Origin of the sequence: Micromonospora fulviviridis (assembly GCF_014648395.1) — a bacterium.
GTDB lineage: Bacteria > Actinomycetota > Actinomycetes > Mycobacteriales > Micromonosporaceae > Micromonospora > Micromonospora fulviviridis.
On sequence record NZ_BMRA01000013.1, the window covers coordinates 61,358 to 74,969 of the forward strand.

The 13,612-nt window shown below is 75.4% G+C and carries 16 protein-coding genes and 1 tRNA gene; 7 read left to right on the forward strand and 10 right to left on the reverse strand.

From position 1 onward, the window contains the following. Nucleotides 1–56: 56 nt before the first annotated feature. Nucleotides 57–797, reverse strand: a complete 741-nt coding sequence (locus IEY96_RS28105) for a hypothetical protein (protein ID WP_189197814.1) — start codon at nt 795–797, stop codon at nt 57–59. A gap of 168 nt (nt 798–965) precedes the next feature. Between IEY96_RS28105 and IEY96_RS28110 the strand changes: the two genes are divergently transcribed. After that, nucleotides 966–1,041: transfer RNA gene (locus IEY96_RS28110), tRNA-Arg, on the forward strand. A gap of 135 nt (nt 1,042–1,176) precedes the next feature. On the opposite strand, the gene IEY96_RS28115 is transcribed toward IEY96_RS28110, so the two are convergent. The 5 genes from IEY96_RS28115 to IEY96_RS28135 form a co-directional block, all read right to left on the reverse strand. Then, nucleotides 1,177–1,719: a DUF1877 family protein gene (locus tag IEY96_RS28115; RefSeq protein ID WP_189197815.1), complete on the reverse strand. Its 543-nt coding sequence runs from the start codon at nt 1,717–1,719 to the stop codon at nt 1,177–1,179. Between the two features lie 80 nt (nt 1,720–1,799). Then, nucleotides 1,800–2,576 (reverse strand): hypothetical protein, encoded by a 777-nt coding sequence (locus tag IEY96_RS28120; protein ID WP_229791945.1) that lies wholly within the window; start codon nt 2,574–2,576, stop codon nt 1,800–1,802. Between the two features lie 117 nt (nt 2,577–2,693). Then, nucleotides 2,694–3,059: a hypothetical protein gene (locus tag IEY96_RS28125; RefSeq protein ID WP_189197816.1), complete on the reverse strand. Its 366-nt coding sequence runs from the start codon at nt 3,057–3,059 to the stop codon at nt 2,694–2,696. A gap of 48 nt (nt 3,060–3,107) precedes the next feature. Further along, nucleotides 3,108–3,716 (reverse strand): dihydrofolate reductase family protein, encoded by a 609-nt coding sequence (locus IEY96_RS28130; RefSeq protein ID WP_189197817.1) that lies wholly within the window; start codon nt 3,714–3,716, stop codon nt 3,108–3,110. Nucleotides 3,717–3,828: 112 nt separating this feature from the next. Further along, on the reverse strand, nt 3,829–4,473 hold the full coding sequence (locus IEY96_RS28135) for a class I SAM-dependent methyltransferase (protein WP_189197818.1): 645 nt from the start codon (nt 4,471–4,473) through the stop codon (nt 3,829–3,831). Between the two features lie 73 nt (nt 4,474–4,546). Between IEY96_RS28135 and IEY96_RS28140 the strand changes: the two genes are divergently transcribed. Beyond that, nucleotides 4,547–5,398: an alpha/beta fold hydrolase gene (locus IEY96_RS28140; protein WP_189197819.1), complete on the forward strand. Its 852-nt coding sequence runs from the start codon at nt 4,547–4,549 to the stop codon at nt 5,396–5,398. 174 nt (nt 5,399–5,572) lie between these two features. On the opposite strand, the gene IEY96_RS28145 is transcribed toward IEY96_RS28140, so the two are convergent. The 3 genes from IEY96_RS28145 to IEY96_RS28155 form a co-directional block, all read right to left on the reverse strand. After that, on the reverse strand, nt 5,573–6,070 hold the full coding sequence (locus IEY96_RS28145) for a hypothetical protein (RefSeq protein WP_189197820.1): 498 nt from the start codon (nt 6,068–6,070) through the stop codon (nt 5,573–5,575). A 307-nt stretch (nt 6,071–6,377) separates the two neighbouring features. Then, on the reverse strand, nt 6,378–7,532 hold the full coding sequence (locus IEY96_RS28150) for a hypothetical protein (protein ID WP_189197821.1): 1,155 nt from the start codon (nt 7,530–7,532) through the stop codon (nt 6,378–6,380). A 45-nt stretch (nt 7,533–7,577) separates the two neighbouring features. After that, nucleotides 7,578–8,021 (reverse strand): Rv0361 family membrane protein, encoded by a 444-nt coding sequence (locus tag IEY96_RS28155; protein ID WP_189197822.1) that lies wholly within the window; start codon nt 8,019–8,021, stop codon nt 7,578–7,580. Between the two features lie 82 nt (nt 8,022–8,103). On the opposite strand from IEY96_RS28155, the gene IEY96_RS28160 reads away from it, so the two are divergent. Next, complete coding sequence (locus IEY96_RS28160; protein WP_189197823.1) at nt 8,104–8,904, forward strand: class I SAM-dependent methyltransferase; 801 nt, start codon at nt 8,104–8,106, stop codon at nt 8,902–8,904. Between the two features lie 31 nt (nt 8,905–8,935). On the opposite strand, the gene IEY96_RS28165 is transcribed toward IEY96_RS28160, so the two are convergent. Continuing rightward, complete coding sequence (locus IEY96_RS28165; RefSeq protein WP_189197824.1) at nt 8,936–9,283, reverse strand: DoxX family protein; 348 nt, start codon at nt 9,281–9,283, stop codon at nt 8,936–8,938. Between the two features lie 127 nt (nt 9,284–9,410). Here IEY96_RS28165 and IEY96_RS28170 point away from each other — a divergent pair, with 127 nt between their 5' ends. From IEY96_RS28170 to IEY96_RS28185, 4 genes are all read left to right on the forward strand, one after another. After that, nucleotides 9,411–10,337 carry a LysR family transcriptional regulator gene (locus tag IEY96_RS28170; protein ID WP_229791946.1) on the forward strand — a complete coding sequence of 309 codons (927 nt, stop codon included), beginning with the start codon at nt 9,411–9,413 and terminating at the stop codon, nt 10,335–10,337. 162 nt (nt 10,338–10,499) lie between these two features. Then, entirely contained in the window at nt 10,500–11,678 is a 1,179-nt protein-coding gene (locus IEY96_RS28175; RefSeq protein ID WP_189197825.1) for a sensor histidine kinase, read from the forward strand. Nucleotides 11,679–11,718: 40 nt separating this feature from the next. Beyond that, nucleotides 11,719–12,870, forward strand: a complete 1,152-nt coding sequence (locus IEY96_RS28180; protein WP_189197922.1) for a hypothetical protein — start codon at nt 11,719–11,721, stop codon at nt 12,868–12,870. Beyond that, nucleotides 12,840–13,556, forward strand: a complete 717-nt coding sequence (locus IEY96_RS28185; protein ID WP_189197826.1) for a response regulator — start codon at nt 12,840–12,842, stop codon at nt 13,554–13,556. The genes IEY96_RS28180 and IEY96_RS28185 overlap by 31 nt, the downstream gene beginning before the upstream one ends. Nucleotides 13,557–13,612 lie beyond the last annotated feature (56 nt).

Consider the following 13,612-nt stretch of genomic DNA (forward strand, 5'->3'; position numbering starts at 1 on the left):
GCGGCGGCCGGCCGACGAGACGGCCGGCGCGACCGCCGAGGGCTGAGCCGGACGGGTCAGCGGTAACCGGCGGTCGCCGCCGCGAGGGCCGACCGGATCCGGTCGAACGTCGCGACCGGATGCCCGCCGGAGGTGGCCGGCAGCAGGAGCCCCAGGCAGTGCAGCGCCATCTCGCCGTCCGGGCCGGCCTCGACGCCGAACACCGGCGCGCCCGCGTACCCGGCCGGCAGTTCGGTGGTGACCCGCACCTCGTCGCCGTCGCACGCCACCCGCTCGATCACCGCCTCCAGCGGCCGCGACCCGTCGTCGCCGACCCCGAGCGCCAGCACGAACGCCGAGCGGGGCTCCGCGCCGACCCGGGCTACCGCGTCGGCCGGCGCAGCCATCGCGTCGGTCACCTGCTGGGTACGCCAGGTCCAGCCCCGGTCCTCGGCGTACCCGTGCAGCCCGCCGGTGGGCATGGCGGCCAGGCCGATCTCCGGCAGGTCCAGCCACCGGTCCGCGAAGTCGGGCAGCTCCACCGGCTCCGCGGCCGCGTCCGCCGGCTCGGTGACGCTCGGCCGCAGCCCGATCTCCCCGTACGGCGCCCGGGTGGTCGCGGCGGCCGTGAGCAGCCACTCGTGCACCACCTCCCCGTCGTCGGTCGCGCCGATCAGCTCGCTGTAGAAGAAGGCGGTGCCGAAGGTCCCGGCCGGCGCACCCGGCCCGTCGGACCCGTGCACGGGCAGGATGGCGCGGCCGAGCAACTGGCACAGCTCGTAGGCGATTTCGTTCTCGGTTTCCGGGTCGAGCAGCACGTTGCCGAGGGTACGGACCGGTCCGGGGCCGGCGGCCCGTGACCCGGATATCCGGGGTGCCCGCGGGAGCCGGGCCGTGGGACGCTGGGCGGCGACGTGGCCGCGCCCACCCGTTCCCCCGGCCAGCCCGGGGTCGGCGGTACCCTCTTGGCGCGACACCGTCGACGCGCGCCCGTAGCTCAGCGGATAGAGCAGGGGACTTCTAATCCCAAGGCCGCAGGTTCGAATCCTGCCGGGCGCACCACGTCACCCCAGGTCAACGTTCTGCCGCTCCCGGGCGAGTCGCTCACCACCGCTCGGGTAAAGCCAATTCAGCCAGGAGCTGCTGCTTCGCGAGCCAGGAGCAGGCACGAGCCTGACCGCGATCGGATCGTTGGGTTCATGCTGCCCAGAAGACCGTGCACTGGCCGTTCTTGGCGGCGGTGTCGAAGAAGGCCACCAGTGCCTCGTAGCCCTCGGCGAGGTTGAGCTCGATGTCCCGCACCCGTTCATCCGGTATGCGCACCTGCGCGGCTTCCTTAGGCGAGAGCGGCTCCAGGTAACGGGGGGAGGCCGGGTCGAGGTTGACCAGGATGCCGTCCTCCTCTTCCAGCACCTGTCGTAAGTGGGGTTTGAGGACGTCGAACGGGGTCCGGCTGAGGTGCGCCGCCGCCCGTGTGACCTCCTCGGCCGTCAGGGACCGGGAGTCGAGTTGGGCACCCCAGGACGTCCGCTCGTCGGGATAGAACGATCCGGTGTTGATGGGGTTGATCGGGAAGTGCGCGGCGTCCATGAGGGCGCCGAGCCGCTTCCAGGCCCGACCCAGGTCCAGCCGGGCCACCTCCTGCCAGCCTGACAGGCGGACATACGCGGCTTGGGGATGGGCGCGAATCTCCTCCAGCAACTCGGGATCGAGCCGGACGAATTCGCCCAGGACACTCACCAGCCATCACCCCCAGGCAACCCGCCCTCCCCTGAGGGCCCCATCCCCCGGTGCTCCACTCTCCACGCTGCGGTCAGCTCCTAGGCGCTTGTTCCCGGCACGGCGGCCGTCGTCTCGGTGGCGGGTCCGGTCGGGTTCGGTCGCCTGGTGAGCACGATCCAGGCCGCCAGCAGAAGCACCAAAGTCAGCGGCACCCCCAGGGGAGCCAGTGACCGCCAGATGGGCCACACCGGCTCGGCGAGCCCGTCGGTCAACAGGTCCGACCAGGTGAGGACGGCACCTGGGAGCAGGGCGACCACCGCAAGCACGCGCACCAGCCGGGGTACGGGCGGACGTCGCCGCGTCACCAGCCAGAACAGCGCCGCACCGCCGGCGGCACCGACGAGGCCGCCGACGAGCGTCACGGCGAGGAGTCTGTCCGGCGCGGCCGGTGCGACCCGTAGCGCCGACCCGGTCGCACGGTGGGTGAGCGTGACCAGCAGACCGTCCGCCTGGGCTCGCCAGCCGTCGCACGGCTCGCCCGGCACGCGATGGAGGTCCTCCCAGCCCCGCGACGCGGCGTTGCGCCGTAGCTGGTCGGAGAGCGTGCAGTCAGGACGGTAGCCGTAGTGGAATTCCGCGTGAGCGGAACCGAAGTCGTCAGCAGCCAGGAAGACGCCGTACCGGTAGCCGCGCACGAACACGCCGCCGACCGGCTCGGTCTCGGGGAGCAGCTCCGCCGCCACCTTCCGAGCCCGGTCGTCGCTGAGCGACACGGCACCGCGGCCGCCGTACCAGGAGCCGGCGCTCAGCCCGGCCGCGCCCAGCAGCAGCGCGCCGAGCAGCAGCATCGCGACCTGCCGCAGCCTGTGCCGCACCGACCACCCCTTTTCACGGTGCGGCACAGCGTAGCCGCCACGATCCGTCCCCGGTGCCCCCGCGAACCCGTGGCAGCCCGACCTGGTGGTGACCCACGCAACCGCCGGAGGAGGAGATCAGGTCCGTCGCTGTTGATGGCGTTGATCCACTCCGATGCACGCGAGGACTGACGCCGCGTCGGCCGTCAGGAAGAGTTGGAAGTAGTAGGGAGGGTCCAGCTGCGTCACCCCGCCGAGCCGCACGTGCTGTTCGCCGAGCGCGCGGAGCGTCTCGACGGCCTCGGCGAAACCGAGCGTCGGGATGCCCCGCTCCCTCGTGTGCGCCTGCCGCACCCCGTAGGTGGCTGCGAGGTTGTTCGCGGGGACCGAGCCGAAGGCGCCATCCCAGATACGGAAAGCGGCTCCCCGGGCGAGGGCTTCACGGCAGGCCGTCGTGACCGGGTTCTCCTCGGCGAGCAGAGCGATCAGTTCCTCGCGTTCCACCCGCCGACTCTACGGGCGTTGGCGGGCCCGCTCCCCGAACGGTGACCGTCAGACGTTGCCGAAGCTCGGCGCGCCCGTGCTGTCGTAGGTCAGCATGGTCACCCCGGTGCCGGAGGTGCGGGTGCCGGTGAGCCGCAGGCCCGCCGGGGGCACGCCGTCGGCGAAGAGCCGCTGTCCGCGTCCCAGCACCACCGGGAAGACCAGCAGCTGGTACGTGTCGATGAGCCCCTCCCGCATCAGCCAGCGGGCGAGCGCGCCGCTGCCGTGCACCTGGAGTTCGCCGCCGGGGCGGTTCTTGAGTTCGGTGATCGCGGCGGCCAGGTCGCCGTCGAGACGGCGCGAGCCCGACCAGGTCAGCTCGTCGTCGCGGGTGGTGGCGACGTACTTCGGTAGCCGGTTGAGCGGGTTGTCCGGGCCGCCCTGGGCGGGGTCGGTCACGTGCGGCCAGTAGGCGGCCATGATGTCGTAGGTGCGGCGGCCGAGCAGCAGGGCCTCGGCCCGCTCGAAGGTCTCGCCCATCCATCCGCCGACCGTCTCGTCGAAGTGCGGCGGCAGCCAGCCGCCCAGGTCGAAGCCGCCGGTGCGGTCCTCCTCCTGGCCGCCAGGGGCCTGCATGACGCCGTCCAGGGTCAGGAACGTGGTGATGGTGAGTCGCATGGTGGTGCCTCCTTTTCCGGGACCGGCCCCGCGCCGGCTTCCACCCTGCCGACGGCCGGGGAACAACCGATTCGACAGCCCGGCCGGACAGAGTTTGTGACGTGGGACACAGTCAGTGCTTGCGGGCGAACAGGTACGCCGCCGGGCGTCGCTGCCCCTCGCCCGGTGCCTGCCACATGGTCGCGGTCACCGGGAGACCCGCCGCCGCGAGCAGCGCGGCGATCCCCTCCGGCCGGGCGAAGTGCACGTCGAGCGGCACCGGGTGGCCGTAGGCCCGGTCGCGCCGGACGTGCTCGTCGTCGCCGCCGTGGAAGCCGAGCAGCGCGTGGCCGCCGGGGGCGAGCACCCGGTGGAACTCGGCGAACACCCGGGGCAGCAGCTCGCGCGGCGTGTGCACGATGGACCACCAGCTGAGCACCCCGCCGAGCCGACCGTCGGGCAGGTCCAGCGCGCTCATCGAGCCGACCTCGAAGCGCAGTTCCGGGTACGCCCGCCGGGCCAGTGCGACCATCCGTGGCGACAGGTCGATGCCGAACGCGTCGACGCCCAGGGTCGCCAGGTGGGCGGTGACGTGGCCGGGGCCGCACCCGAGGTCGGCCACCGGCCCGCCGGCGGCGCGGGCCAGTTCGGCGAAGGCGCCGAGCACCGCCCGGTCCAGCGGCAGCTCGGGCAGTTTGGCGCGGACCAGCGCGGCGTAGTCGGCGGCGACGGTGTCGTACGCGGCCCGGGTCTCGGTCAGGTGGGCGGACTCGGTCACACCCCGACCGTATCGGCGCCTGGGCGGTTCCGGCCGGTCGGCGGCCGGCGCGGGGCCGACGTACTCTCCGCCCATGGTGACCGAGACGGACCTCCGCCTGGCCGACGGCCGCACCCTGCACGTCTACGACACCGGCGGGCGGGACCGGCTCGCCGTCTTCTGGCACCACGGCACGCCGAACATCGGCGCGCCGCCCGCGCCGCTGTTCGCCGCGGCCGACCGGCTCGGCCTCCGCTGGGTCTCCCACGACCGCCCCGGCTACGGCGGTTCGACTCCGCTGCCGGGGCGCGACATCGCCTCCGTCGCCGCCGACGTCGCGGCGGTGGCCGACGCGCTGGGCCTCGACCGGTTCGCGGTGATCGGCCACTCCGGTGGCGGTCCGCACGCCCTGGCCTGCGGCGCGCTCCTGCCCGACCGGGTGGTCGCGGTGGTGGTCGGCGCCGGCCTGGCCCCGTACGGCGCGGCCGGGCTGGACTGGTTCGCCGGCATGGTGCCGGCCGGGGTGGCCTCGTTGCGGGCGGCCGTCGCGGGACGGGCGGCCAAGGAGGCGCACGCGACCTCGGGCGCCGAGTACGACCCGGAGTTCACCCCGGCCGACCTGGCGGCGCTGCACGGCGAGTGGTCCTGGTTCGACAGTGTGGTGGGCCCGGCGGTCCGGGGCGGTCCGGGCGGGCTGATCGACGACGACCTGGCGTACGTGCACCCGTGGGGCTTCGACCCCGCCCGGGTGACGCCGCCGGTGCTTCTGCTGCACGGCGGGCGGGACGGGATCGCGCCGGTGGCCCACGCCGGGTGGCTGGCGGGTCGCTGCCCCGCCGCCGAGCTGCGCCGCTACCCGGAGGACGGGCACATCTCGGTGCTGCGCCACGCCGGGTCCGCGTTGGAGTGGCTGCGCGGGCACGCCGACCAGGCGGCCTTTCGGTAGGTGGAGGTGGGTGAGGCGGCGGCCGGGGGGATCCGGCCGCCGCCTCGCCGCGCCGGATCGGGCGCGGGTTCGCGACCTCGCATTGGAGGACCGGGGGGGGAAGGTCGTCCGGGCGAGCCGCGGTACCGGCGCCGGGCGGGTGGGGGGGTGAAGTGACCCGCCCGGCGCCGGAGGTCAGTGGGTGGGCCGCGCGGTGGGCTTGTGGCCGCCGGGACGCTCGGTCCCGGTGACCGTCGGCCGGCTGTCCGGCCGGCCCGCCGGGTGGCTGGGTGTGACGGTCGGTCGCGCCGGCCGGCTCTTCTCGGCGGCGAGCAACGTGTCGCAGTACGCCGCCACCTTCTCCTTGTCGCCGGCGGTGGTGACCAGCGCCCGGAACGCCGGGCTCTCCAGCGCCTTGCCCGCGTTGTCGCCCGCGCCCGCCCGGTACGCCCGGCAGAGGCCGACCAGGTTCGGCGACGGGCTGCCCTTGGCGTCGGCCGGGCCCTTGCCGTTGCCGTCGGTCGCGGAGGGCGTGTGGGTGGCGTGCGCCGCCGGCTTCGCGGTCCGGTCGGCGAGCGGACCGGGCAGGGTGCCGGTGGCGGCGGCGTAGGCGACCCCACCGCCCGCGGTGACGGCGAGGACCGCCGCGCCGGCCTTGAGGGTGAGCAGTTTCGCGAGGACGAACTGTGACATCGGTACGGCTCCGTTGTGGGGGGTGTGGACACGGACGTGCCGCTCGGCGTGCCTCCGGACAGCGCGCTTCCCGGCGCGCACGCCGGGACGCGGGACCCGGGCACGGGTGACCCGGCGCCGGCCTGGGGGTGGCCGACCGCCGACGCCTCGGGCGGTGCCGCCCGGTGACCGGCCGGCTACACCACGGACGCGCTGGTCACGAGTTCCGTGCCTTCGTTCCGTGCCCCTCAGCGCTCGTCCCCGGCGGGATGTCACACCGTTACCGCAGGGGGCCGCGACCCCGACGGACCGTGACCGTGCGGGCCGGTCAGGGCGTACGCGGGCCGATACCGTCCGCGGCCGAGGGGGCGACCAGCAGGCCCACCTGACGCCCGATGAACCGGTACGCCACCTGCTTCGCCGCCCAGAGCAGGTAGCCCCGGTCGGCCTCGGCGATGCTCCGCCCGTCGGCGTGCCCGACGCTGCCGAGCAGCACCCAGTTCCCGGTCGTGGAGTTCACCGTGATGGTCTCGCCGCCCGGCGTCCCGAGCTGGGCGGCGCCGCGCGGGAGCCGGCCGCGCCGGTCCCGGGCCGCCCGCTCGCCGGGAAAGAGCACCGCCGCGAGGTGGACGACCGCGTCGCTGTCGTCGGTGGTGTAGCTGACCCGGATCGTCCGTACGCAGCCGTCCAGCACGTCGCCCGCGAGCACGCCGGCGCAGCCGCGCAGGTCCTTCCCGCTGGTCCGGCGCAGGGTGTCCCCCGCCGCCCGGAACGTCCGCTCCGGCATCGCCTCGGCCACCGTCACCGGCGCCGCCTCGGCCCGGGCCACCGCCACGGCGAGGGTGCTGAGCAGTGCCGCCGCGATGAGGGCCGCCACGGCACGCCCGGGGGCCGACCGCCGCCGGGCCTCCGCCCGGGCGGTCACGACGAAGACGCCGACCACGGCCAGCCCGGCGCCCACGCCGCCCCAGCGGATCCCGGTGGCCGTCGCCCCGGCGGCCGGACCGTCGAGGAGGAGGTACAGGGCGGAGCGCCGGCCGGGCACGTGCACCCAGGCCACCAGCAGGAAGGCCAGCCCGAGCAGCACGGCGGCGCCCCGGGCCGGCGCGCTGAGCCGCGACCACAGCACGACGGCCACCACCGCCCACAGCACCGGGAGGGTGATCAGCAGCCAGCCGACGACGGCCATGCCGGTGCCGGTGCAGCCGGTCCAGGCGCAGGCGCTCTCGTCGATCCGGGCCCGCAGTTCGTCGCCGAACACGACGCGCAGCGCCACGAGGGCGACGATGCCGACGGGCACGAGCAGCGCCAGAGGAGCGGACCGGGCAGCGCCGGCGCGCGGCGGAACCGGCTCGGCGCCGCGTACCGGATCCGGGTCCGCCGCGGTGGTGGCGTCCGCGCGCTCCGATCCGGCCGTCATCTCCTGGCGTGCCCGCGCGACCAGATCCTGCGACCGGCGGCGACCGCCTCTGCTGCTCGACATGGCAGCGAGGTTAGGCCAGCCGCGCACGCCGGGACGGCGCCGGTGTCACTCGCAGATCCGCCACCCACCGTCCTCCTTGACCAGGACGAACGCCTGCGTCACGGTGGTGCCGCTCTGCGGGGTGAAGCGGACCTCCGCCGACCCGCGGACCCGTCCGTTGGTGTTCGTGACGTTCAACCCGACGATCTGGTAGCCGGTCAGCGGCTGGGCGGACTGCTGCCGGACGAAGTCCTCCTGGCTGACCCGGTCGCGCACCCGCCCGCAGAGCTGGCCGTACGCCGTCGGGTAGTCGCGGGCGACGAGCGCGCCGGCGAAGGTGTCCACGGTGGTCCGGGCGGGGCCGGTGACCTCCTGCGCGGCGCGGTAGATGGCGAAGCCGCCGACGACGCCGCCCACGCAGCAGAGCGCGAGCACCACACCGACGACGGTGAGCACCACCCGGGTGGTGTTCGACTTCCTGGGCGGCACCATGGCCGGCTGGTACGTCATGGCCGCAGGGTAGAAGCGCCGCGCCAGCGGCCCGCACCGTAAACCGGGTGACGGGCCGGGGCGAGGCGTCCACCATCGACGGATGCCGCAGCATCGACCCGCCGAGCCGGACATCCGGCGCTACTACACCGAGGTCTTCACCGAGGCGGACCGGCTGGACCGGTCGCCGCAGGGACGGCTGGAGGCGCGCCGGACCCGGGATCTGCTCGCCCGGCTGCTGCCCGCCCCGCCGGCCGAGGTGCTGGACATCGGCGGCGGCCCCGGCGCGTACGCGGGCTGGCTCGCCGCGGCCGGGCACCGTGTGCACCTGGTCGACCTGGTGCCGGCGCACGTGGCGGCGGCCCGGGCGGCACACCCGGGGATCACCGCGACAGTGGGCGACGCCCGGGACCTGCCATTGCCCGACGGCTCGGCCGACGCGACCCTGCTGCTCGGCCCGCTCTACCACCTGACCGACCGGGCCGACCGGGTGGCCGCGCTGCGCGAGGCGGCCCGGCTGACCCAGCCCGGCGGTCCGGTGGTCGCCGCGGTGATCAGCCGCAACGCGGCGCTCATCGACCTGACCGCGCAGGGGCTGGTGGACGAGCACAACCGCCCGCTGCTGCGCGAGGCGTACGCCACCGGGGTGAACGACCCGCGGACCGGGTTCACCACGGCCTACTTCCACCGCCCGGAGCAGCTGGTGGACGAGTTCGTCGCGGCCGGCCTGCCGGCGCCCGCGCTGTACGGGGTGGAGGGTCCGCTCTGGCCGGTGCTGAACGCGCTCGGCACCGGCCCGGCCGAGCGGCTCTTCGCCGACGCGGTGGCCTGCGCCGAGGCGTTCGAACGCGACCCGGCGGTGCTCGGGGCCAGCTCGCACCTGCTCGCCGTCGCCGGTGCTTGAGCGGACGCGGCCGGGACCGCGGATCCGGGGATCAGGCGGCGAAACCGAGCGCCATGGCACCGACCACCGGCGCCAGGTACAGCAGCGGGAACGGAATGTGCGAGAACGAGCGGGCCCGGATCACGGTGACGACGGCACCCGTGAAGTAGAGAACGAGACCGATCCCGGCCGCCACGCCGATGGCCGGCACGATCAGGCCGGCGAGCAGGCCCGCCGCCCCGGCGGCCTTGGCGGCTCCCAGCCACGGCCACCACGAGCGGGGCACGCCGTAGCTTGCCAGCGGCTCCACCACCCACCTGGCACGGATGAAGACGGACAGGGCCGAGAACGCCACCCAGGCGGCGGCCAGGACGGTGACGACGACGTACGCGGTGGACATCGATGCTCTCCTGTGGAGTTCGGGGGCGCGGCTGAGAGGATCAGGCTCCGCACCGGTCCGGTGCGGTCTGCGGGGTCAACTCTTCGCCGCGGCACGGGCATGATCAACGCCGAGCTGCGCAGGCATCATGAAGCTCAGCTTCGGAATCTGGTCGGGGGTGACGATGCTGGAACGGCACGAGTTGGAGACCTTCCTGACCCTCGCCGAGGAGCTGCACTTCGCCCGTACCGCCGCCCGCCTGCGCGTGTCCGGCACGCGGGTCAGCCAGGTCATCCGGAAGCTGGAGCGGCAGGTGGGCGCGCCGCTGTTCCACCGCACCAGCCGCCGGGTCGAGCTGTCGGCGGTGGGCCGCCGGCTGCAGGAGCAGCTCCGGCCCGCCTGGGCGAGCGTCACGGCCGCGGTCGAGGAGGCGATGGCGGCGGCGCACGGCATCACGGGCACGGTGCGGGTGGCGTACGTCGGCGCTGCCGCCGGTCAACTGCTGACCAGCGCGACAGCGGTGTTCCAGCGCCGGATGCCCGGCTGCACCGTGCGGATCCAGGAGGCGCAGATCGTGGACGTGCTGCCGTGGTTGCACGGCCGCGAGGTGGACCTGGCCTTCGCCTCGATCCCGGTCCACGACCGGGAGTTGACGACCGGCCCGGTCCTCATCAGCGAGGCCCGGCTGCTCGCCGTACCGGCTCAGCACCCCTTCGCCCGTCGCACATCCGTCTGCGTCGAGGATCTGGCCGACGCCGTCGTCCTTCAGTTCGCCGATGTGCCCGACGCCTATCGCGACGACCGCACGCCCAGCCACACGCCGGCGGGCCGGCCGATCACGCGGGGACCGGCCGGACGAACGTTCAACGAGCTGCTGACCCGGGTCGGCGCCGGGCAGGGCGTCGTTCCCGTCGGCGAGCAGGTCCGGCGCTACTACGTCCGTCCGGACGTGACGTACGTGCCCATCGACGACGCTCCGCCGCTGCTGTGGGGGCTGATCTGGCGCACCGACGCCACCAGCGCGCAGATCCAGGAATTCAACGACGCCGCGCTGGAGGCTTCGGGCCGGAAGTGACCTCGGGTGCCTGCCCGCACGGCCCGCCCGACCCCGGGCCGGATCGGATAGCGACGCGCCGCGTACCGAGGGTGACCAGTTGCCTGCGAACATGCTATTCTCCGGCGTCGATCTAGGCCGTGCGGACCCGACCGGGTCGCTGCCGGAAGGACACCTCCCCCGATGCCGGTCGTTGCCGCCACGACACTGCCGCCGTCCCCGCTGGACCGGCCGGCGGGCGGCGCGTTCACCCTGATCTTCACCACCCTGCCGGCGCTGCTCCGGCTCACCTGCGGCCTGGTCGCCGCGGTCGTCGCGCTGGCGGTGCGCACCCCGCCCGTCCGGGTGGCCCTGCTGGTCCCCGCGGTCGTCGCGCTCACCGCCTGGTCCGTCTGGTACGCCGTCCGCGCGTTCCGGCACGGGATCACGGGCGCGCTGGTGGCCGGCGACGTGGCGCTGACCACCGCCACCGGGCTGGCGATCCCCTGGCTGGTGGCGCCCGAGGTGCTGCCCGGCGAGGGCAGCTGGGTCGCGGTGCTCGCCAGCACCACCGTGATCAACGCGCAGGCCACCGCGCCGGCCCGCTGGTCGGTCCCGGCCGGGCTGCTGGTCGCCGCCGGCTACGCGGCCGGAGCCACCCTGGCCGGCAACCCGGTGGAGGCGCGGGCGCACGCCGGGACGCTGCTGGTGCAGACCGGCTGCACGGCGATGATGACGGCGGTGATGCGCCGCCGGATCGAGCATGCCGACGCCGCCTTCGGGGACTACCAGCGCCTGTCCCACGAGGCGGTGGCGGGGCGGGCCGCCCGGGAGGCCGAGCGGCGGCAGAACCGCGACCTGCACGACACCGTCCTCGCCACGCTCACCATGGTCGGGCTCGGCGCGGTGTCCGGCCCGTCGGCCGCGCTGCGCGAGCGGTGCGCGGCCGACCTGCGTACCCTCACCGCCCTGGCCGACGCGCGCTCGGCGCCGGCGGCCGGCGCGGTGGCCCTGGACGAGCGGCTGCGGGCGGTCCTGGCCCGGCTGCCCGAACTGGCCGTGACCGCGACGCTCGCGCCGTGCCGGGTGCCCGCGGCTGTCGCCGCGGCGCTCGCCGACAGCGCCGCCGCCGCGCTGGCCAACGTGGCCCGGCACGCGCCGGGCGCCACCGCCACGCTCTGCCTGGCCCGGGACGCCGGCGCCGTGGTGGTCGAGGTGGCCGACGACGGCCCCGGCTTCGACCCGGCCACGGTCCCGGCCCACCGGTACGGCCTGCGCGAGTCGATCCACGGCCGGATGGCCACGGTGGGCGGCCGCGCAGACGTGACCTCCGCCCCTGGCGCCGGCACCCGGATCCGGCTGGAGTGGTCGGGTGTCCACTGAGTCGGGGGCGGTCGCGGCCGGAACGGCGGCCCGGCCGGCCGTGCGCCAACGGGCACCGGAGCGCGCCGATCCCGGGGTGGCCGAGGCCGCGGCCCACGCGGTGGCCGACGCCTCGGACCGGGGCGCCCGGATCGTCGCGGTGATCATCGCGCTGGCCTGGCACCTGGCGGTCGGGCTGCCGGTGCTGCTCGGCTCCTGGTCCCGGCTGGCCGCCCCACCGGTGGTCGCCGCCGGCTGGCTGGTGACCGCGGCGATCGGCGGCGCGGCCGGCGTACGTCTGCTGCGCGGCGGGCTGCCGCCCGCCCGGCCGCTGGCGGCGGCGCTGCTCGTGGTCGACGGGACGGTCTTCGCGGCGGCCGGCGAGCGGCAGCTGTTCACCACGGCCAACTGGGTGTGGGGCGGGCTGGCCTGGTTCTTCCTGCTGGTGCTCTGGCGGCGGCCGCTGGGCTGGCTGCTCGCGCTGCTCGGCGCGCACGCGACGATCGCCCTGGTCGCGGTGGCCCTGCACGGCGTCACGACCCCGGCCGACCTCAGCCGCTACGCCATGTACGTCTACGGCACCTCGTCGCTGCCGGTGGCGGTCTTCGCCGGGGCGGCGGCGATCGCCGCGCTGGCCCGGGAACGGGCCGGCACCGCGGCGGCGGCCCTGGCCGTGGCGGCGGAGCGCGACGCCGCGGAGCGGGCGCGGCGGGAGCGGCAGGCGCGGCTCGCTCTGGTCAGCGGCACCGCCGAGGAGGTGCTGGCCGCCCTCGCGACCGGCGACGCCGACCCGGCCGACCCGGCGGTACGCCGCCGCGCCGTACTGGCGGCGGCCCGGCTGCGCCGGCTGATCGCCGAGTCGGACGACGTGCCGGATCCGCTCCTGCACGAGCTGCGCGCCGCCGCCGACCTGGCGGAACGGAACGGCCTGCCGATCGAGCTGGTCGCCGTCGGGGCGCCGCCCGAGCTGCCGGTCGAGGTACGCCGGCGGCTGGTCGACCCGCCGACCGCGGCGCTCGCCGACGCCCGGGGCTGGGCCCGGCTGACCGTGGTGGCCGGCCCGGACGAGGTGGTGGTCGGCCTGGTCACCCCCGATCACGAGGGGCCGGACGCGACCGGCCCGCCGGGCGGGGGCGGGGACGGGCCGGTGGAGCACCTGCACGAGCGGGACGGGGAGATCAGATGGACGCAGACCCGGTGGCGGAGGACGTGACGGGCGGGCAGCCGGTCGGCGTGGCGATCGTGGACGACCATCCGGTCGTGATCGACGGGGTACGCGCCTGGCTGGCCGGCGAGCCGCGGCTGCGCGTACTGGCCACCGGGGACGACCCGGACGTGGTGCTGCGGGCGGCCCCCGACGCCGAGGTGGTCCTGCTGGACCTGCGGCTGCACGGGCGGATGGTGCTGGACAAGCTGGCCGAGCTGAGCGCGGCCGGCCGCCGGGTGGTGGTCTACTCCGAGCACACCGACCCGGAGACCATGCTGGCCGCGCTGGACGCCGGGGCCGTGGCGTTCCTCGCCAAGCACGAGGGGCGGGAGCACTGCGTGGCCACCGTGCTCGCCGCCGCGTGCGACCGCCCGTACGTGCCGCCGGCGCTGGCCGGGGCGCTCGTGGGCGACCCCCGGCCGGACCGGCCGGCCCTGTCGGACAAGGAGCGCGAGGCCCTGCTGCTGTGGTTCCAGTCGATGTCGAAGGCGTCGGTGGCGCGCCGGATGCGCATCAGCGAGCACACCGTGAAGCAGTACGTGGACCGGGCGCGGATCAAGTACACCCGGGCCGGGCGGCCGGCCGCCACGAAGGCGGCGCTCCTCGCCCGGGCGATCGAGGACGGCCTCGTCCGGCCGGAAGATATCGGCATCTACCGGTCACAGGCGTCCGCCGACCGGCCGACCCCCTAACGGGTGTCATGACAGCCGCACCCGCGTCGGCCAGGCTCGACGTATCGCCAACCGCC

Coding starts and splice junctions, on each gene's coding strand:
- IEY96_RS28165 (WP_189197824.1), bottom strand. CDS start 9,283: ATGTCCACCGCGTACGTCGTCGTCACCGTCCTGGCCGCCGCCTGGGTG.
- IEY96_RS28130 (WP_189197817.1), bottom strand. CDS start 3,716: ATGCGACTCACCATCACCACGTTCCTGACCCTGGACGGCGTCATGCAG.
- IEY96_RS28155 (WP_189197822.1), bottom strand. CDS start 8,021: ATGACGTACCAGCCGGCCATGGTGCCGCCCAGGAAGTCGAACACCACC.
- IEY96_RS28175 (WP_189197825.1), top strand. CDS start 10,500: ATGCCGGTCGTTGCCGCCACGACACTGCCGCCGTCCCCGCTGGACCGG.
- IEY96_RS28170 (WP_229791946.1), top strand. CDS start 9,411: ATGAAGCTCAGCTTCGGAATCTGGTCGGGGGTGACGATGCTGGAACGG.
- IEY96_RS28145 (WP_189197820.1), bottom strand. CDS start 6,070: ATGTCACAGTTCGTCCTCGCGAAACTGCTCACCCTCAAGGCCGGCGCG.
- IEY96_RS28160 (WP_189197823.1), top strand. CDS start 8,104: ATGCCGCAGCATCGACCCGCCGAGCCGGACATCCGGCGCTACTACACC.
- IEY96_RS28185 (WP_189197826.1), top strand. CDS start 12,840: ATGGACGCAGACCCGGTGGCGGAGGACGTGACGGGCGGGCAGCCGGTC.
- IEY96_RS28140 (WP_189197819.1), top strand. CDS start 4,547: ATGGTGACCGAGACGGACCTCCGCCTGGCCGACGGCCGCACCCTGCAC.
- IEY96_RS28150 (WP_189197821.1), bottom strand. CDS start 7,532: ATGTCGAGCAGCAGAGGCGGTCGCCGCCGGTCGCAGGATCTGGTCGCG.